The following is a 20,010-nucleotide window of genomic DNA, read 5'->3' on the forward strand; positions in this document are numbered from 1 at the left end:
TGGACATGGTGCGCGACTCGCGCGCCTGATCCCTGTACCGGCCTCTTCGCGGGCTTGCCCGCTCCCACAGGGACTCCACCAGCTGAAGGAATGCGCTGTACCTGTGGGAGCGGGTTTACCCGCGAACACCGGCGCAGCCGGTGCCATTCACCGCGTCGCCTGCTTCGCGGGCATGCCCGCTCCCACAAGGACCCCACCAGCTGAAGGAATGCCTCCATATCTGTGGGAAAGGGTTTACCCACATGCACGGATTACATCAGGGCCTCAGGAAATCAGCTCATCGAGCTCTTCCATGCTCAGGCTATCGAGCAGCGCCAGGGATCTGGCCAACTGGTCCTGGGTGGAATCGACCAGGGGCGTCCTGGCTTCCAGTTGACGACTGAAGTCAGCCAGCACCGGGAACTCGAAGAGTTCTTTCAATTCGGCCACTACCCCCGCCTGCTCCCGGATGCGCACGATCACCGAGGTGGCCAGCAAGGAGTGCCCGCCAATCTCGAAGAAGTTGTCACCCAGGCCAACCCTCTCCAGCTTCAGCACATCGGCCCAGATCGCCGCGATCTGCTGTTCCAGATCGCTCTGCGGGGCGATGTACTCGCCCTGCGACTGGCTGGCATCCGGCTGCGGCAGGGCCTTGCGGTCCAGCTTACCGTTCGGCGTCACCGGCAGCTTGCCGAGCAGCATCAGGTGCGCCGGCACCATGTAGTCCGGCAAACCGGCCTTCAGCGCCTCGCGCAGGCTGTCGCGCAATGCGCCTTCGTCTTGCGTGCTGTCGACGGGCACCACATAGCCCACCAGCTGCTTGCCGCTTGGCCCGTCCTGGGCCAGCACCACGGCTTCTTGCACACTCGGCAGCTCCAATAGACGCGCCTCGATCTCACCCAGTTCGATACGCAGGCCGCGGATCTTCACCTGGTGGTCGATGCGCCCGGCGTAGTCGATCACGCCATTGGCGCGGTAGCGCGCCAGGTCGCCGGTGCGGTACAGGCGCCCGCCGGTGTCGCTGAACGGGTCCGGCACGAAGCGTTCGGCGGTCAGCGCCGGGCGCTGGTGGTAACCACGGGCCAGACCTACGCCGCCGAGGTACAGCTCGCCGGCACTGCCGCGCACCGCCGGTTGCAGGCTGCCTTCGAGGATGTGGGTCTTGAGGTTGTCGATCGGCCGGCCGATCGGCACGCTGATGCTTTCGTCCGGCTGGCAGGTCCAGTGGGTCACATCGATCGCCGCTTCGGTCGGGCCGTACAGGTTGTACAGGCCCGCCGCCGGCAGGCGTTGCAGGGTCTGGCGGGCCAGTTCGGCTGGCAACGCTTCACCACTGCACACCACACGCTTGAGGCTGATGCAGCTTTCGACTGCTTCGTGGGTCATGAACGCCTGCAGCATCGACGGCACGAAATGCAGCGTGCTGATGCCGTGGTGGTTGATGGTTTCGACCAGCAACTGCGGGTCGCGGTGCGCGCCGGGCTGGGCCATGACCAGGCGCGCGCCGGTCATCAGCGGCCAGAAGAACTCCCACACCGACACGTCGAAGCTGAACGGGGTTTTCTGCAGCACGCTGTCGCTGGCGTCCAGGTGGTAGGCCTTCTGCATCCAGCACAGGCGGTTGACCAGCGCCTGATGGCTGTTGCCAGCGCCCTTCGGGCGACCAGTGGAGCCGGAGGTGTAGATCACGTAGGCGAGGTTCAGCGGGGCCACGTCGATGTTCGGGTTGGCATCGCTGTAGCCGCCGAAGTTCTCGGTGTCCAGGTCCAGGCTGCGCAGGCCGGCCGGGATCGGCAGGGCTTCGTGCAGGTGCGACTGGGTCAGCAGCAAGGCGATGCCGCTGTCCTCGAACATGTAGCTCAGGCGGTCCTGGGGATATTCCGGGTCCAGCGGCACATAGGCGCCGCCGGCCTTCACGATACCCAGCAAGCCGACGACCATCTCCAGGCTGCGCTCCATGGCGATGCCCACCAGCACGTCCGGGCCCACGCCCTGCTCGCGCAGCTTGTGCGCCAGCTGGTTGCTACGGCGGTTGAGCTCGGCATAGCTCAGGGTCTGCTCGCCAAACGCCAGCGCCGGGGCATCCGGGGTGGCGAACACCTGGGCCTCGATCAGCTGGTGAATGCTGTGCTCGTCCGGGTACGGCGCCTGGGTTTCGTTCCAGCCTTCGACCATCTGTCGCTGTTCTGGCAGCCCTAGCATTGGCAGCTCGCCAATCACCGCGTCAGCATTCTCCACCAGCGCCTGCAGCAGGTTGGCAAAGTAGCCAGCCAGGCGGCCAATGCTCTCGTCGCTCCACAGCGCACGGTCATGGCTGTACTGCATCGACAGCGTGGTGCCCAGTTCCACCACCAGGGTCAGCGGGTAGTTGGTCTGCTCCTGCACGGTCACATCGCCGAAGCGCAGGCCACCGGGCGCGCCCTGTTGCAGCGCCTCGGCCACCGGGTAGTTCTCGAACACCAGGATGCTGTCGAACAAGGCGTCACCGCCCTGCCCCGCCCAGCGCTGCACATCGTACAGAGGGGTGTGCTCGAACTCGCGCACGGCCAGGTTGCCGGCCTGCACCTGGCCGATCCACTCGGCCACGGTCTGCTCGGCACGCGGGGTGCCGATCACCGGCAAGGTGTTGATGAACAGGCCGATCTGCTCCTCCACCCCCGGCAGGTCTGCCGGGCGGCCGGCGACAGTGGCGCCGAAGCACACGCTGGCCTGGCCGGTGCAGCGCTGCAACAGCAGCAGCCAGGCCGATTGCACCAGGGTGTTGACCGTGACCCGGTTGGCCCGGGCGAAGGCTTCGATGCGTGCGGTCTGCTCAGGGTCGAAGGCCAGGCGGTGGTCGCCATGACCGCTACCGCTTGTGCCTGCACTGCCGGCGATGGCCTGGGCCAGGCGGGTTGGCTCGTCCAGGGCCGCAAGCTGGGCTTTCCAGAAGGCTTTGGCAACGGCCGCGTCCTGGCCTTGCAGCCAGGCGATGTAGTCGCGGTAGTGCGTAGCCTGTGCCTGCGGCGCCAGGCCGGCATAGCGCTGCAGCACTTCGCCCAACAGGCGCGAGGTGCTCCAGCCGTCCATCAGGATGTGGTGGTTGGTGTAGATCAGGTGGTGGCGGGTATCGCCCGTGCGTACCAGTACCAGGCGCAGCAGCGGCGCGGCAGCAAGGTCGAAACCGCGCTGGCGCTCACCCTCGGCCAGGGCCTGCAATGCCTGCTCCAGCGCCGGCTGGCCACGCCAGTCATGCTCGCTGCACGGCAATTCGACGGCCTTGCGTACCACCTGTACGGCCTGCTCCAGTTCGCCCTGCAGGATGAAACCGCTGCGCAGGATGTCGTGGGCATCGAGCGTGGCCTGCCAGGCCTGGTGGAAACGCTGCACATCCAGCCCATCCACATCCACGCGCAGCTGGTTGATGTAGTTGCCGGCCTGCTGGTCGTAAAGGGTGTGGAACAACATGCCCTGCTGCATGGGTGACAGCGGGTACACATCGGCGATCTGCCCGGGCTCCAGCGGCAGGCTGTCCAGTTGCGCCTGGGTCAGTGCGGCGAGCGGGAAGTCCGACGGCGTCACGCCCTGGTGCCGCGCATCGCAGCAGTGCTCGACCAGCTCTGCCAAGGCCTGCCCGTAGGCCTGGGCCAGCTTCTCGATGGTCGCCGGGTGATGAACGTCGGCGCTGTAGGTCCACTCCAGGAACAGCTCGCCGCCGTACACCTGGCCGGTGATGCTCAGCCAGTTGCCCAGTTGTGCGCCGGCACATTGGGTACGGCCTGCGCTTTCCCCGCTCGGGGTGAACAGGGCGCCGGCCTCGGCATCGAAGCTGGCATCGAACTGGCCCAGGTAGTTGAAGGTGACACGGGCCTGGGCGGCACGCTCGAGCCGGTCACGCACTTCAGCATCGCCGAAGTAACGCAGCAAGCCGTAGCCGAGGCCTTTGTCCGGCACGCCGCGCAGTTGCTCCTTGATCGCCTTGATCGACTGGCGAAGGTCCTGGCCGGGTGTGAGGCGCACCGGGAACAGGCTGGTGAACCAGCCCACGGTGCGGCTGAGGTCGAGGTCGTCGAACAGGTCTTCGCGGCCATGGCCCTCCAGCAGTACCTGCACGTTGTCCTGTGCGCTCCACTGGCACAGCGTGCGCGCCAGCGCGGTCAGCAGCAGGTCGTTGATCTGCGTGCGGTAGGCCGCCGGGGCCTGTTTCAGCAGCTTGGCGGTACGCTCGGCATCCAGCCGTGTGGCGGCGGTACGGGCATGGGTGTTGGCCAGGCTGCCCTGCGGGTTGTCACGCGGCAGTTCGGCGTGGTCGCCGCCCAGTGCCTGCAGCCAGTAGTCGCGCTGTGCTTGCAGCGTCGGGCTGCCGGCATGGCTGGCCAGGCGCTCGGCCCAGGCCTTCACCGAGGTGGTCTTGGCGGGCAGGCTCACGGTCTGACCATTCAGCAATTGCCGGTAGGCCGCTTGCAGGTCTTCCAGCAACACCCGCCACGACACACCGTCGACCACCAAGTGATGGACCACCAGCAGCAGGCGCTGCTGGCCATCGGCGAAATCGAACAGTTCGGCACGCAGCAGCGGCCCGTGCTCCAGGTTCAGGCTGGCCTGCACCTGGTTGCCGGCGGCGTCCAGCTCATTCAGTGCGGCCAGGTTGCGCTGGCGCAGCAGTGGTGCATTGTCCAGCGGCTGGAAGCGCGCCTGCCACTGGCTTTCGCCACGGCTGAAGCGCAGGCGCAGGGCATCGTGCTGCTCGACCACGGCGCGCAGGGCTGCCTCCAGGTGTTGCACCTGAACCGGGCTGGCAGGCTTGAGCAGCACCGACTGGTTCCAATGCGCCGGCTGGGCGATCTCCATCTCGAAGAAACGCGCCTGGGCCGGCAGCAACGCCACCTCGCCGCTGGTGGCGGTGTCCACGGCTGCGGTCGCAACCGCTTGCTTGGCCTCGATGCGCTTGGCTACCTGGGCCAGCTGGGCGATGGTCTGTTGTTCGAACAACTGCTTGGGGGTGATCCTGATGCCCTGGCGTTTGGCCCGGGCGATGATCTGCAGGCTGAGGATCGAGTCGCCGCCCAGTTCAAAGAAGTTGTCGGTGCTGCCGACCTGCTCCAGCTTGAGCACATCGGCCCACACTGCGGCCAGCTTCTCCTCGATATCGCCTTGCGGCGCCACATAGCCACGGCTGACCGCGCCTGGTGCCGGCAAGGCACGCTTGTCGAGCTTGCCGTTGGCGGTCAGAGGCAGGCGCTCCAGCAGCAGTATCTGCGCCGGCACCATGTAGTCCGGCAGGCGTGCCTGCAATTGCGCCTGCAGTTGCTGCACGGTCACGCCTGCGTCGGCAACACCGTAGGCCACCAGCTGCAAGCGCTCGGCATCGCCCTCCAGTGGCAAGGCCAGTACCGCGGCCTCGTTGACACCGGGCAGGCCGGCCAGCACCCGGCCGACTTCACCTGGCTCCACGCGATAGCCACGGATCTTCACCTGGTCGTCGGCACGGCCGATGAACTCGACCAGGCCATCGGCAGTCAGCCGCGCGCGATCACCGGTGCGGTACAAGCGGGCACCACCCTCGGTCGGCACGAAGCGTTCGGCGGTCAACGCTGGCTGGCCCAGGTAGCCCTGGGCGACGCCTTGCCCGCCCAGGTAAAGCTCACCGGGCACCTGCGCCGCCAACGGGTTGAGGTAGCCATCCAGCACCTGGGCGCAGGCGTTGCCCAGCGGGCGCCCGACCGGCACCGTGCGGCAACCTGGCATCGGCTGCCCCGGCTCGAAGGTGAGCACGCCGACAGTGGTTTCGGTCGGGCCGTAGTGGTTGATGACCCGGCAGGCCGGGCGCAGTTCGCGGATTTTTTCCAACAGGCCCCAGCTGCATGCCTCACCACCCAGGATCAATGCCTCGGCGGGCAGCACATCGGCGGCGCGGGCCGCTTGCAGCAAGCCTTGCAGGTGGCTCGGCACCAGCTTGAGCACGCCGACCTGGTGCTGCGCCATGTAGCTGGCGAAGCCATCCGGGTCGAACGCCAGTTCCTGTGGCAACAGGTGCAGCAGGCGACCCGAAGCCAGGGCACCGAACAGCACGGTGTGGCCCAGGTCGGCCGCGGTGGTGGACACCATCGCCATGCTTGCCGCGGCTGGCAGTTGCAGGCGCTCCAGCACCGCCTGGGTGTAGCTGGCCAGCGCCCCGTGGCTGACTACCACGCCTTTCGGCTGGCCGGTCGAGCCCGAGGTGTAGATCAGATAGGCCGGTTGTTCGGCGGCGATAGCCACCTCGACCGGGCTGTCGCTGCAGGTTGCCCAGGCGGTGTGATCGCAGGCAATCAGCTGCACGCCGTCCAGGCCGGCGAAGTGCTGGTCGCCCGGTTCATGCAGGAGTACGGCGGCGCCACTGTCGGCAATCAGTTGTTGCAGGCGCTCCGGCGGCTGCTGGGTGTCCAGCGGCAGGTAGGCGGCGCCGGTCTTGAGCACTGCGAGCAAGGCGCCGATCCACTCGATGGAGCGCGGCAGGCACAGGGCGACGATGCTGCCGGCACCGACGCCGTGCTGGCGCAGGTAGTCGGCCAGGCGGTTGGACGCCGCCTCCAGCCCGGCCTGGGTCATGAACCGGTCACCAGCACGCACACCGCCGTGGGCCTGGCCTTGCGCCATTGCCTGGCGCCACAAAGCGAGGAAGTTGCCGTGCGGGTAGGCCTGCGTGGCCGCCGGCAGCAGCGTCGCCACTTGCGGGCAGTCGACGATCGCCTGCTGCGGGTCACGGATCAGCGCATCCAGCACCTGGCGCAGCGAAGCGGCCATGCGTTCGATGGTGGCCTGCTCGAACAGGTCGGTGGCGTAGGTGAAGTAGCCTTCGATGCCGTCGGCCTTGTCGGAGAAGTCGAACGCCAGGTCGAAGCGGGCATCGCCACCGTCACGGGCAAAGCCTTCCACCTCCAGCGCGCCCAGGCGCTTGCGCCCTGCATCGCTGGCGGCCACGTGCTGGTTGATCTTGAACTGGAACAGCGGGTTGTGGGCCAGGTTGCGCTCGGGCAGCAAGGCATCGACCAGGTGCTCGAACGGCAGTTCCTGGTGCGACTGGGCGCCGCCGATCACGTCTTTTACCTGCTCCAGCAGCGAGGCGAAGGTGGCGCGCTCGTCCACCTGCACGCGCAGCACCTGGGTGTTGATGAAGAAGCCGATCAGGCCTTCCAGCTCCTTGCGGTTGCGCCCGGCGTTCGGGGCGCCGATGCGGATGTCGGCCTGGCCGCTGTAGCGCGACAACACCACCGCCATGGCTGCCAGTACCAGCACGAACAACGTGTGGCCACCCTTGCGCGCCTGGCTGCGCAAGGCCTCGGCCTGTTCGGCGCCGATGTCCACACGCACCACCGCGCCACGCTGGCTGGGTATTGCCGGGCGCTCGAAGTCCAGCGGCAGGCTCAGCACCGGCTGCTCGCTGCCCAACTGCGCCTGCCAGTAGGCCAGTTGGCGCTGCGCTTCACCGGCCTCGAGCCAGGCGCGCTGCCAGATGGCGTAGTCGGCGTACTGGATCGGCAAAACCGGCAACTTGGCCTGCCGGCCTTCGGCCAGGGCGCTGTACAGCTGGATGAATTCCTGCACCAGCACATCGCTGGACCAGCCGTCCGAGATGATGTGGTGCATGCTCACTGCCAGCACGTGGTGATCGGCGGCCACGCGCAGCAGGGTCACCCTCAGCAGCGGGCCGCTCAGCAGGTCGAAGGGCTGCTTGAGGGCGGCGTCCACGGCCACGCTCAGCGCTGTCTCATCGGCGGCACCGTCGAGCATCAGCAATTCCAGCGCCAGCGGGCAGTGCTCGAGGATTTCCTGGTAGAACTCGCCCTCCTCCGAGGCAAAGCGCGTGCGCAGCGATTCGTGGCGTTGCACCAGCGCATCCAGCGCCTGCTGCAGCACTGCCTGGTCCAGCGCGCCCTTCAGGCGTACTGCCATCGGCACGTTGTAGGCCGGGCTGTCAGGCTCCAGCTGCCAGAGAAACAGCAGGCGTTGCTGGGCGTACGACAGCGGAATACGCGCCAGGCCTTGGCGCGCGGGCACGATGGGCAGCAGGCGGAAGCTCTGGCCGGTGGCCTGCATCTTTTCCAGGATCTGCTGGCGTTGCTCCACAGGGAGGCCAACGAAACGTTGGGCGATACGTTGTGCGGCAGTGAGTTCCATGTCAGGCCTCTGTGAATGCATTCATCATGTGTTCGATATCGCTCAGGCCATCGTCGGAGAGCGACAGGCCCTGCTCGTCCAGTGCCTGGGCGAACGCGCGTAGTTCGGGGTGGCTGAAGATCAGCCGCAGGGGTATGTCCAGCCCCAGCTCGACGTTGATCCGCGACACTGCCTGGGCCGCCAGCAAGGAGTGGCCGCCCAGCTCGAAGAAGTTGTCGCTCAGGCCGACCCGGGCAACGTTCAGCAACTGCGCCCAGATGTTCGCGAGCTGCTGCTGCCGCTCGGTCTGCGGCGCCTGGTAGTCATGCTGTGGCTGGTTCGGGTCGGGCAGCGGCAGCGCCTTGCGGTCGAGTTTGCCGCTGGGGGTCAGCGGCATGCTCGGCAGGGTCACCAGGTAAGCCGGGATCATGTAGTCCGGCAGGCTGGCCTTGAGGTACTGCTTCAGGGCCTGGCGCAGATCGCCGCGGTAGCCTTCGGCCGGCACCGCATAGGCGCACAGCTGCTTGCCACTGGGCAGGTCGATGGCCAGCACGGTGGCTTCGCGAACGTCCGGGTGCGCCCGCAGGTACTGCTCGATCTCGCCCAGCTCGATACGGAAGCCGCGCACCTTCACCTGGTGGTCGACCCGGCCGCGATAGGCCAGCTGGCCGTTTTCGTCGTAGCAGCCGAGGTCGCCGGTGCGGTACAGGCGGCCACCGCCAACCGGGTCGAACGGGTCGGGGATGAAACGCTCGGCGGTGAGTGACGGCCGCTGGTGATAACCGCGCGCCAGGCACCCTGCCCCGCCGATGAACAGCTCGCCGGGCACGCCCACCGGTGTCGGCGCCAGGCCATCGTCCAGAGCATGCAGGGTACGCCCCGGCAAGGCACGGCCGATCGGTACGCCGCCCAGGCTGATCTGCTCCACGGTCATCTGCGAACAATCGTAGGTGGTGGCGACCACGGTGGCTTCGGTCGGGCCGTAGGTGTTCAGCAGGCGCACTGCTGGCGGGCCATCGGCCAGCCAGGCGCGCAGGGCATCTTCCGGCACCGCCTCTCCCCCCACGTGAATCTGTTTGAGCCGGCCATAGGCCTCGGGGGCCCGGCGTTCCAGCGCCAGCAGGCGCCAGTAGGCCGCCGGCAGGTCGGCCACGGTCACGCCGTGGCGGTTGATCTCGTCCAGCAGGGTGGCGGTGTCCCACAGCCGCAGGTCGCGCAGCACCACACAGGCGCCCTGGGCCAGCGGCGGGAAGAACTGCTCGATGAAGCCATCGAAGCTGATGGTGGCGAACTGCAGCACGCGATCGCTCGGGGTGAGGCGCGAATAGTCGCCGGCCACCTGGCAGAACAGCGACAGGGCCTGGTGGTCGATGGCCACGCCCTTGGGCATGCCGGTGGAGCCGGAGGTGTAGATGACGTAGGCGAGGTTGTGCGGCGCCGCCAGGTTGGCCAGCGGCTCGGCGGGCCAGGCGTGCAGCCACTCGGTGCCCGGTTCCAGTACCACGCAGGGCAGTTGCTTGCCCAGTTGCAGGCGCTCACGCGAGGGCGCGTCGGCCAGCAGCAGGCCGATATTGCTGTCCTCGACCATGTAGGCCAGGCGTTCTTGCGGGTAGTCCGGGTCCAGCGGCACATAGGCGCCACCCGCCTTGTGAATGGCGATCAGCGCCAGGGCCATGCCCAGGCCGCGCTCGACAGCCACGCCAACCAGGCAGTCCGGCCCAACGCCCAGCGCCCGCAGGCGGTGGGCCAACTGGTTGCTGCTGCGGTCCAGTTCGGCGTAGGTCATCTGCTGGTCGTCGAAGATCAGCGCCAGCGCATCCGGCCGCTCGTGGGCCTGGAGTGACAGCAGTTGGTGCGCACACAAGCCGCTGCCAGCCTGGGGCGCCGGGTTCCAGCCGTAGGTCAGCTGCTGGCGTTCGGCACTGCCAAGCAAGTCCAGCTCGGCAATGCAGCGCTGTGGCTCGGCGCAGATGGCTTCCAGCAGTGCTTGCCAATGCCCGGCCATGCGCTCGATACGTGCGGCATCGAACAGGTCGGTGGAATAGTTGAACGACGCAGTCACGCCGTCGGAGCGCTCCAGGGTATTGAGCGAAATGTCGTACTGCGCGCCCGGCTCCAGCAGGTCCACTTCCTTGACCTGCAGGCCGTGCAGGGCATCGCTGGATACCTGCTCGCCAAGGTCGCGCAGGTGGTTGTACAGCACCTGGAAGAACGGGTTCACACCTTGGCCACGGTCGGGGTACAGCGCCTCGGCTACCTCGAGGAACGGCACGTCCTTGTTGGCCTGGGCCTGCAAGGTGGTTTCCTTGATTGCCGCCAGCAACTGCGCGAAAGGCTGGCTGCCATCGACACTGATACGGGCCACCACCACGTTGATGAAGAAGCCGATCAGCCCTTCCAGCTCCAGGCGGTTGCGGTTGGTGACCGGCACGCCGATGTTGAGCGTGCCCTTGCGGCTGTAGCGCGACAGCACGATGGCATAGGCTGCCAGGAACACATGGAACAGCGTGGCGTTGGATGCCATCGCCAGTGCTCGCAGGCGCTCGGTGAGGGCCTGCGGCAGGCGCACGTCGAAGCGGCTGCCCTGGTAGCTTTTGACCTGCGGGCGAATGCGGTCGGCAGGCAGTTCCAGCACTTCGAAGTCGTCTTCCAGGCGGGCCTTCCAGTAGTCGATCTGCGCCTGCATCTGCCCCTCGGCCAGCCACTTGCGCTGCCAGGCGGCGAAGTCGGCGTACTGCACCGGCAGTGGCTCGATGGTTTGCGCCTGGCCCGTGGCGGCGGCGTTGTAGGCGGCGGCGAACTCGCGCACCAGCAGGCTCATCGACCAGCCATCGGAGACAATATGGTGCAAGGTCAGCGACAGCAGGTGCTCCTGCGCATGCACCTTGAACAAGCGTGCGCGCAGCAGCGGGCCGCGCTCCAGATCGAACGGGACAAAGGCTTCGGCTTCCAGCTTGCGCATCTGCGCGGCCTGGTCCTGGCCGCTGAGGTCTTCGAAACCGATCGGTACCGTGGCGGCCGGCAGGATGCGCTGCCAGGGCAGGCCGTCGGCCTCGACGAACACCGTGCGCAACGATTCGTGGCGGGTTACCAAGGCATCCAGCGCAGCCTGCACGGCGCAGTGGTCGAGGTGGCCCTGCATGCGCACGGCCATCGGCGTGTTGTAGGCCAGGCTTTCGGGGTTGAGCTTCCAGAACAGCCACTGGCGGTTCTGCGAGCGGGACACCGGCAGCGGTTGCTGGCGATCGAGGATCTCGATGTCCAGGCCTGCGCCCTGCTCGCCTTCGGCCACTGCCTGGGCAAAGGCCTGCAGGTCGACGGTGTCGAACAGGCTGCGCAGCGGGATATCCACGCCCAATTGCTTGCGTATCCGCGATACCGCCTGGGTGGCCAGCAGCGAATGGCCACCAAGGGCAAAGAAGTTGTCGCCCAGGCCTACCTGCGGTACTTGCAGGACTTGCGCCCAGATCTGCGCCAATTGCGTTTGCAGCGGGGTCTGCGGCGCTTGATAGGCCACCTGGGTGGCGACGGGTTCCGGCAGCGCCTTGACGTCGACCTTGCCGTTGACCGTGACCGGCAGGTGCTCCAGCACTATCAGGTGGGTCGGCACCATATGTTCGGGCAGCAGGCTCTTGAGGCTGGCGCGGATCGATTCCTGCCAGGCCAGGCTGTCGGCCGGCATCTGGCTGGGCACCAGCCAGGCAGCCAGTTGCAGCTGCGGCGCCTGGCCATGCACGCGCACTAGGGCATTGGCGACACCGCCCAGGGCACGCAGCTGGTTTTCGATTTCGGCCAGTTCCACGCGATAGCCACGGACCTTCACCTGGCCATCCATGCGCCCGGCGAACTGCAGGTCGCTGCCTTGGCGAACCCAGTCACCGCTGCGGTACAGGCGCTGGCCGTGGCTGCCGTTCGGGTCGGGGACGAAGCGCTCGGCGGTGAGTGCCGGGCGGTTCAGGTAGCCACGGGCCAGGCCGGCGCCACCGATGTACAGCTCGCCCTTGGCTTTGGCCGGCAGGGGTTGCAGGCAGCGATCGAGCACCGCGACGCGGGTGTTGGCCAGTGGCTGGCCGAGGCTGGCCTGCTCGTTCAGTTCGGCGACCAGCACACCGACGGTGGTTTCGGTCGGGCCGTAGTGGTTGAACACCTTGAGCGCCGGGGCCAGGTTGCGGACCTTGCCCAGCAGGCTCGGGCTGATGGCCTCGCCGCCGAGCACCAGGCACTGCGCCGGCAGCGCCGAGCGGCCAGCCACCAACATGGCTTCCAGGTGCGACGGTACGATCTTCAGCGCGTCTACCTGGTGCTCGGCCAGGTAGGCGGCGAAGCCTTCGGCATCCAGCACCTGCTCGCGTAGCAGCAAATGCAGGGTATGGCCGCCGCACAAGGCACCGAACAGCATGGTGTGGCCGAGGTCGGCAGCCGGGGTCGAGACCTGGGCCATGCTGCGGATACGCTCGAGCGGCAGGCGCGCGGCGATGCCTTCGACGTAGTTGGCCAGGGCGCCGTGGCTGATCGCCACGCCCTTGGGCTGGCCGGTGGTGCCGGAGGTATAGATCACGTAGGCCAGGTTGGCCGGCGCCGGTTCGATACGGGCGGCGCTGCCGCTGCCGGTTTGCGCCCAGTCCAGGCGCTGCACGCCCTCGGGCAGTTCGGCCTGCCAGTTACCAGGCGCCAGTACCAGGCGCGTGCCGCTGTCGGCAAGCATGTAGGCCAAGCGTTCGGCCGGCTGCTCGGGCTCCAGTGGCAGGTAGGCACCACCGGCCTTGAGCACGCCGAGGATACTGGCAAGCATGCCGACACTGCGGTCGGCCAGCACGCCGACCAATGTGTCCGGCCCTGCTCCGGCTTCCGCCAGCCGGCCTGCAATGGCCTCGGCGCGGGCATCGAGTTCGGCGAAGCTGGCCTGCTCGCCCGCAGCCATCACCGCCTTGCGTTCGGGGTGGCGGCTGACGGCGGCGGCAAAGCGCTGGTGGACCAGCAGCGTTGCGTCAGCCTGCGCAGGCGCGCCAATGGCAGGGGCCAGGCCTGGCAATGGCAGCTCCCCGACTGCGCCACCCGCTTCGTCGGCCAATGCCTGCACCAGGGCCAGCCACTGCTCGCCAAGGGCTTCGACGGTGGCCGTATCGAACACGTCGGTCGCATAGGTGAACGCTGCGTGCAGCTGCCCCGCTCGCTCATGGGTGTCCAGCGCGAGGTCGAAGCGGGCGCTGTGCTTTGCCAGCACGACAGGCGCCAGGCTCAGGCCGGAGCGGGTCTCGATGGCCTGCACATCCGCCACCTGCGCCTGGTGGTTGAACAGCACGCGGAACAGCGGGCTCTCGCTGCTGCGCGGCAGGTCCAGGGCTTCGACCAGTTGCTCGAACGGCAGGTCCTGGTGGCTTTGCGCGCCTACGGCGGTTTCGCGCACGCGCTGGAGCAGGCCGGTGATGTCCAGCAGCGGGTCGATTTCGGTGTGCAGTACCTGGGTATTGATGAAGCAGCCGATCAGCCCTTGGCTTTCGCCGCGGTTGCGGTTGGCGATGGGCACGCCGACACGGATCGCCGACTGACCGCTGTAACGCTGCAGCAGCAGCTTGAAGGCGGCCAGCAGGACCATGAACAGGGTGACGTTATGCTTGCGTGCCAGGCCGCGCAGCCGTTCGGCGACATCTGTAGCGACAGGGAACTCGTGACGTGCGCCGCGATAGCTGGGGCGGCCCTGGCGGCTGCGGTCCAGTGGCAGCTCCAGCGGCGAATGGTCGTCGCCCAGGCGCGCCTGCCAGTAGGCCAGCTGGCGCTCCTGCTCACCGGCCTGGAGCCAGCTGCGCTGCCACAGGGCGTAGTCGCGGTACTGGATCGGCAGCGGTTCCAGGCGGGCTTCGCTGCCGGCCACGGCGGCGTCGTACAGGTGCAGGAATTCGTCGATCAGCACGTTCATCGACCAGCCGTCGGCGACGATGTGGTGCAGGGTGAGCAGCAGGATGTGCTCCTGTGCCGCCAGTTGCAGCAGGCGCACCCGCAACAGCGGGCCGCTGGCCAGGTCGAAGGGGGCCAGGGCTTCGGCTTCGGCGATGGTTTCGATGGCGGCCTGACGGGCGCCTTCGTCCAGGCCGGCCAGGGCATCCTGGTGCAGCTGCAACGGGGCGGCACTGGCATCGACCTGCTGGCGCACGTCATCGCCGTCGGCGACGAAGCGGGTGCGCAGGGTTTCGTGGCGGGCCACCAGGGCATCGAAGGCGTGCTTCAGGGCTGCCAGGTCCAGCGGGCCAGTCAGGCGCACGGCCATGGGCAGGTTGTACGCCGCACCTTGCGGGTCGAGCTGCCAGAGGAACCACATGCGCCGCTGGGCGTACGACAGCTGATCACGCTCGGCCACCTCCACCCCGGGCGCAATCGGCAGCACGGAAAAATCCATGCCCTCGCCCTGCAGCGCCTTGAGGAACAGGCGGCGCTTGTCGGGGCTGAGTTCGATGAAGCGGCGGGCGAGCTTGAGCGTTTGGTCGGCATTCATGTCGAGCGGTGTCCTGGCAGTCGAGCGGTAACTGTCAGACGAAGGTGTGGGGGGGGTGATTTAGTGTGTATGGCACCGGCTGCGCCGGTGATCGCCGGCAAGCCAGCTCCCACACCGACCGCGCTGGGAGATTGCCCAGATCTTCGGGTTGCACAGTCACATAGGGAACAAGGTTCGAGAGGGTGTCACATTCCCGGTGGGAGCGGGCGTGCCCGCGAAACAGGCGACGCGGTGGCTGGCACCGGCTGCGCCGGTGTTCGCGGGCACGCCCGCTCCCACAGGAGTTGTGCACAGCCTGAGGCATTCTGCATAACCTGAGGCATGCACAATCCCTGTAGGATTAGCCGCGAAAGGGCCAGCCCAGCCAATACAAGGATCAGCGCAGCAAACCCAACTCGGCATCATCCAGCAGCACCTTGGCCATGGCTGCGAAGTAATGCGAAGCCCAGAGCATCTGCTGATCGCCATCCATCAAGCCGGTCAGTGACAAGTCGCGCGCATAGCCCATCAGCTCCGAGGCTCGCTCCCGGGCGCTGCGGCAGGGGATGCCCTCAGCGTCGCCTGGGAATGGGCGGTGGCTCCAGCGGGCCATGCAGCGCCTTGAGGAACAGGCAGCGCTTGTCGGGGCTGAGTTCGATGAAACGGCGGGCGATGTCTTGGCCGCGCTCCTACAAAAACAGCGCAGCTTTCGAGGGCTTGGCCACGCCCTGTCACCGCAACAACTCGGAATGCCCCTGCGCCATCGCCACCACCACCTTGCGCTTGCCGGTAAACGGCGACCGCGCATGCGCCGCAAGCATGTTGTCCAGCATCAGCACATCGTTTGCCTGCCACGGAAAGCTGATGGTGCATTCGTCCAGCACCCCGCGCACTTCATCGAGCAGCGAATCCTCGATGGTCGTTCCGTCGCCGTAATACACGTTACGCGGCAGGTCCTCTTCCTCGACGATGTCCATCAACGACTCGCGCACTTCTGGCTGCAGGTTCGACACATGGAACAGGTGCGCCTGGTTGAACCACACATCCTCCCCGGTCACCGGGTGGCGCGCCACCACCTGGCAGCGCTGGCGGGTGCGCAATTCGCCGTCATCCTTCCAGATGCACTCGATGGCATGCGCCCGGCAATAGGCCTCGACCTGGCGCGGGTCTTCAGTGTTGAACACCTGCGACCATTCCACATCAAGGCCGTTGCCGTAGTTGCGCACGTACATCAGCCCCTTCTCCACCAGCCGCTCACGAATGCGCGCCGGCATGCGCCGGTACACCTCGCGGCTGTCGGCAATCGGCGTCTCGCCACCGGTCTCGGCGGGGATCACGCTGTAGAACCAGATCTTCATCGGCCATTCCAGGGTGTAGGCCTGCTCGTTGTGCAGGGGGATGCTCTGGTGCGCCGGGTACTCGGTGGAGGTGTACACGCCCTTGGTCACGTTGCTGCGCGGAGTAGAGCCAAACTCGTAGTTGAGCAGCGGGTGCCCGAAGGAAGCGGCGAACTGGCGGAAAGCTTCGGCACCACCCACCTCGAAGCCGCGAAACAGGATGCCGCCAGCCTGCAGCAGGTGCCGGTCCACCAGCGGCTGCAACTCGGCAAAGGCTTCCAGCAGGTCGATACCCGGCTCCGGCGCGCGCACCAGCAGTGGCAGGTTGCCGCGTGCGGCGTCCAGGGTTTCAATCGCAAAGCTCAGCAGTTCACTCATGTCCGGTCACCTCAGGCCAGGGCCGCATAGGCGGCGAAATCGGGATGTGCGCCATGTCGGCGCCTGACTGAATGAACGAGCGGGCGATGGGGAAATTCACCTGGGCCGCACACACAGGTAAAGCCGGTGCGCGCCGGTTCGTCTGAACGATGTGCACCCTTCTATCGCCCAGGAACCGTACATGACTCGCCAGCTTCTGCTCCTCGCCCTGCTCGCCGTGGCCCCTGCCGCGTGGTCGGCAGAGCCATGCGCCGTGGAAATCCATGGCACCGACCAGATGACCTTCGACAAGGCCGCCATCACCGTGCCCAAGGCCTGCGCCGTGTTCACCGTCACGCTCACCCACCCTGGCGACATGCCGAAGAACGTGATGGGCCACAACTGGGTGCTGAGTACCCAGGCCGACATGCAAGGCGTGCTCGACGACGGCCAGAAAGCCGGCGAAGCGCTGGACTACGTGAAGCCCGGCGACCCCCGGGTGATCGCCCACACCCGCCTGATCGGCGGCGGTGAAACAGACAGCGTCAGCCTCGACGTCCGGTCGCTGAAGGCAGGTACCGCGTACAGCTTCTACTGCTCGTTCCCGTTCCACAGCACCTTGATGAAAGGCTCCCTGACCCTAGGCAGCTGACCCGCCCCCACCTCACCAGCGAGATCATGCTTCATGAAAACCTCCTCCCCCGGGGCCATCCGCGAACTGCTGGGCCTGCTGAAACCCTACCGCCCGGCGGTAATCGTCTCGGTACTGCTGGGCATGCTCGGCGGCCTGGCCGTAACCGCCCTGCTGGCTACCGTCAACCAGGGCCTGCATGCCGCTGGCGGCATGAGCCAGGGCGTGATCCTGGCCTTCGCCGGCCTGTGCGTGCTGGCCCTGGTCAGCAGCGTCGCGGCCGACAGCGGCACCAACTACGTCGGGCAGAAAGTCATCGCCAGGCTGCGCAAGGACCTCGGCGCCAAGGTGCTGTCGGCGCCGATCGAGCAGATCGAGCGCTACCGCACCCACCGCCTGATCCCGGTGCTGACGCGCGACGTCGACACCATCAGTGACTTTGCCTTCGCCTTCGCCCCGCTGGCCATCTCGCTCACCACCGTGACTGGCTGCATGGCGTACCTGGCCTGGCTGTCGTGGCCGATCTTCCTCATCACCCTGGCGGCCATCGGCATTGGCAGTGGCATTCAGTACGTGGCCAGGCAGAAAGGCGTGGCCGGCTTCAACGCCGCCCGCGATGCCGAAGACAACCTGCAGAAGCACTACTCGGCCATCGCCGAGGGCGCCAAGGAGCTGCGCATCGACCGCCGCCGCCGCCATGCCATGCTGACCCGCAACATCCAGGGCACCGCCGACTTCATCGCCAACACCCATATCCGCGCCATCAACATCTTCGTCGCGGCCAAGAGCCTGGGGTCGATGCTGTTCTTCGTGGTCATCGGCCTGAGCCTGGCCCTGCAATCGCTATGGCCGAGCAACGACCCGGCGGTGATGAGCGGCTTCGTGCTGGTGCTGCTGTACATGAAAGGCCCGCTGGAAACCTTGATCGGCAACCTGCCTATCCTCGGCCGCGCCCAGGTGGCGTTCCGCCGCATTGCCGACCTGTCCGAGCGCTTCTCCTCACCCGAGCCGCACCTGCTGCTGGAGCCGCCGGTCAAGCGCGCCGCCCCGGCCAGCGCGCATCTGGAGCTGCACAACGTCGAGTACGCCTACCCGCCGGTGGACGGCAACGAGCCGTTCCGCGTGGGGCCGGTGAACCTGAGCATCGAACCGGGCGAGATCCTGTTCATCGTCGGCGAGAACGGCTGCGGCAAGACTTCGCTGATCAAGCTGCTGCTGGGCCTGTACACCCCGCAACGCGGCGAAGTGCGCCTGAACGGCAAGGCCGTCGGCCCGGAGGGGCTGGATGACTATCGCCAGCTGTTCACCACGGTATTCGCCGACTACTACCTGTTCGACGACCTGCCCGAGCATGAACACAGCCTGCCCAGCGATGCCACACGCTACCTGGAGCGGCTGGAGATCGCCCACAAGGTGAGCGTGCGCGATGGGGCCTTTACCACCACCGACCTGTCGACCGGCCAGCGCAAGCGCCTGGCACTGGTCAATGCCTGGCTGGACGGGCGGCCGGTGCTGGTGTTCGACGAATGGGCAGCGGACCAGGACCCGACCTTCCGCCGGGTGTTCTACACCGAGCTGCTGCCGGACCTGAAGCGTTTGGGCAAGACCATCATCGTGATTTCGCATGATGACCGGTATTTCGATACGGCGGACAAGGTGGTGCACCTTAGCCGGGGGAAAGTGGTGGAGGCGTTGGAGCCGGCTTGAGACAGCAAAGGGGGCTGCGCGCCCCCTCATCAACCACAATCTATAATCGCTCTATAGTCTGTCTATAATTCCCTATAAACACCGCCCCTGTCAGATCTATAATGCCTCTATAATCAATCTATAATCGACTATAAATTGAAACGGAGGGGCCGAGATGCCTGAAACTGTCTATCACCGCCCGGCGCTTGCGTCCCGCCTGTCGAAATTGATACTGCAAGTCGCCGTGGGCAGCGCAGCAAGCTCTGGTGTGTTTCTCGCTGCGCCACGACGTACCGGCAAATCCACCTTTGCCCGCGAAGACCTGCGCCCTGCCCTCGAAACAGCCAGGGCCATTGTGCTGTATGCCGATCTGTGGAAAGACCTGACCAAAGATCCCGGGCAAGTCATCGTCGAAGCGGTGCGTGAGGCGGTCGGGCGTAACGAAGGCTTCATCACGCGGCTGGCAAAGTCATCTGGCATGGAGAAGGTCACTGTCGGCGGCCTGAATTTCAGCGTGGACAAGATCGGGCTGGGGCAAGATGTCGACCTTACCACTGCCCTTGCGGCGCTCTCCGATGAGTCCCGCAAGATCATCGTGCTGATCATCGACGAAGCACAGCATGCAATCACGACCGAGCAAGGAATAGCGGCGCTGTTCGCCCTCAAGGCAGCCAGAGACGAACTCAACAGTTCGAAGCACCATGGCTTGCGCATCGTCTGCACCGGTTCAAACCGGGACAAGCTGGCCATGCTGCGCAACAGCAAGGACCAGGCGTTCTTCGGCGCCTCCATGGTGCAGTTCCCGACCCTGGACCAGGACTTCATCGACTGGCTGTGCGCCAATATCGACCTGCCATGCGCACTCGATTCAACGGAGGTGTTTCAGCTCTTCAAGGAAAGCGGCTATCGCCCAGAGCTATTGGGTGCGGCAGCGGATGAAATCCGCTTCGACTTCGGCATTGAACCCGAGGCCATTCCGGCACGCTTCAGAGAGCTTGTCCAGGCACAAGCCAATGACTTGAACGCAAACCTGAAAAAGGTGATCCACAGCCTCACACCTATCCAGGCTGCGGTTCTACGTGTCATGTGCGCAAAGGGGAACGACTACGCGCCGTTCGAGGCCCCGACCCTGGCACTGTACGCCAAAGCGATGGAACAGGCTGGCGTGGATGCAAGCGAAGTGAAGGCCGAGGTACCGGGGGTGCAGCAAGCGCTTATCGCGTTGCAGGACAAGAACCTGGTGTGGAAAGCATCGCGGGGGGTGTACGCGGTAGATGAACAGGTGATAGTCGATATCGTGCGAGCGGACGGTTTGCTGGAAGGTCTTGCCTGAGTGGTTTGCTGAGAGGGCGCCGGGGGCGCTTTGCGCCCCTATCGCGACACAAGGCCGCTCCTACAGGAGTACGCAATCACCTGTAATCGATGGACTCGCC

At 66.3% G+C, this 20,010-nt stretch carries 7 protein-coding genes; 3 read left to right on the forward strand and 4 right to left on the reverse strand.

What is annotated here, in order from left to right; translation table 11 throughout:
- Window positions 1-264 precede the first annotated feature (264 nt).
- The 4 genes from B2790_RS07105 to B2790_RS07120 all read right to left on the reverse strand — a co-directional run bounded on the left by B2790_RS07105 (window position 265) and on the right by B2790_RS07120 (window position 16,281).
- Complete coding sequence (locus tag B2790_RS07105) at window positions 265-8,118, reverse strand: non-ribosomal peptide synthetase (RefSeq protein ID WP_286918520.1); 7,854 nt, start codon at window positions 8,116-8,118, stop codon at window positions 265-267.
- A 1-nt stretch (window position 8,119) separates the two neighbouring features.
- Entirely contained in the window at window positions 8,120-14,587 is a 6,468-nt protein-coding gene (locus B2790_RS07110; RefSeq protein WP_286918521.1) for a non-ribosomal peptide synthetase, read from the reverse strand.
- A gap of 376 nt (window positions 14,588-14,963) precedes the next feature.
- A complete protein-coding gene (locus B2790_RS07115) occupies window positions 14,964-15,179 on the reverse strand; it encodes a DUF3077 domain-containing protein (protein WP_286918522.1) in 216 nt (71 codons plus the stop codon).
- Window positions 15,180-15,297: 118 nt separating this feature from the next.
- Complete coding sequence (locus B2790_RS07120) at window positions 15,298-16,281, reverse strand: TauD/TfdA family dioxygenase (RefSeq protein WP_286918523.1); 984 nt, start codon at window positions 16,279-16,281, stop codon at window positions 15,298-15,300.
- Window positions 16,282-16,462: 181 nt separating this feature from the next.
- On the opposite strand from B2790_RS07120, the gene azu reads away from it, so the two are divergent.
- The 3 genes from azu to B2790_RS07135 all read left to right on the forward strand — a co-directional run bounded on the left by azu (window position 16,463) and on the right by B2790_RS07135 (window position 19,910).
- Entirely contained in the window at window positions 16,463-16,912 is a 450-nt protein-coding gene (gene azu / locus B2790_RS07125) for an azurin (protein WP_286918524.1), read from the forward strand.
- 33 nt (window positions 16,913-16,945) lie between these two features.
- Entirely contained in the window at window positions 16,946-18,598 is a 1,653-nt protein-coding gene (locus tag B2790_RS07130) for a cyclic peptide export ABC transporter (protein ID WP_286918525.1), read from the forward strand.
- 154 nt (window positions 18,599-18,752) lie between these two features.
- Entirely contained in the window at window positions 18,753-19,910 is a 1,158-nt protein-coding gene (locus B2790_RS07135) for an ATP-binding protein (RefSeq protein WP_286918526.1), read from the forward strand.
- The last annotated feature ends 100 nt before the right edge of the window (window positions 19,911-20,010 follow it).

This window comes from Pseudomonas sp. UBA6753, from assembly GCF_002453565.1.
GTDB classification, from domain to species: Bacteria; Pseudomonadota; Gammaproteobacteria; order Pseudomonadales; family Pseudomonadaceae; genus Aquipseudomonas; species Aquipseudomonas putida_Z.

What these genes read in the sequence shown, in the direction of transcription:
- B2790_RS07110 (WP_286918521.1), bottom strand. Translation starts at nt 14,587, where the DNA reads ATGAATGCCGACCAAACGCTCAAGCTCGCCCGCCGCTTCATCGAACTC.
- B2790_RS07105 (WP_286918520.1), bottom strand. Translation starts at nt 8,118, where the DNA reads ATGGAACTCACTGCCGCACAACGTATCGCCCAACGTTTCGTTGGCCTC.
- B2790_RS07130 (WP_286918525.1), top strand. Translation starts at nt 16,946, where the DNA reads ATGAAAACCTCCTCCCCCGGGGCCATCCGCGAACTGCTGGGCCTGCTG.
- B2790_RS07135 (WP_286918526.1), top strand. Translation starts at nt 18,753, where the DNA reads ATGCCTGAAACTGTCTATCACCGCCCGGCGCTTGCGTCCCGCCTGTCG.
- azu (WP_286918524.1), top strand. Translation starts at nt 16,463, where the DNA reads ATGACTCGCCAGCTTCTGCTCCTCGCCCTGCTCGCCGTGGCCCCTGCC.
- B2790_RS07120 (WP_286918523.1), bottom strand. Translation starts at nt 16,281, where the DNA reads ATGAGTGAACTGCTGAGCTTTGCGATTGAAACCCTGGACGCCGCACGC.
- B2790_RS07115 (WP_286918522.1), bottom strand. Translation starts at nt 15,179, where the DNA reads ATGGCCCGCTGGAGCCACCGCCCATTCCCAGGCGACGCTGAGGGCATC.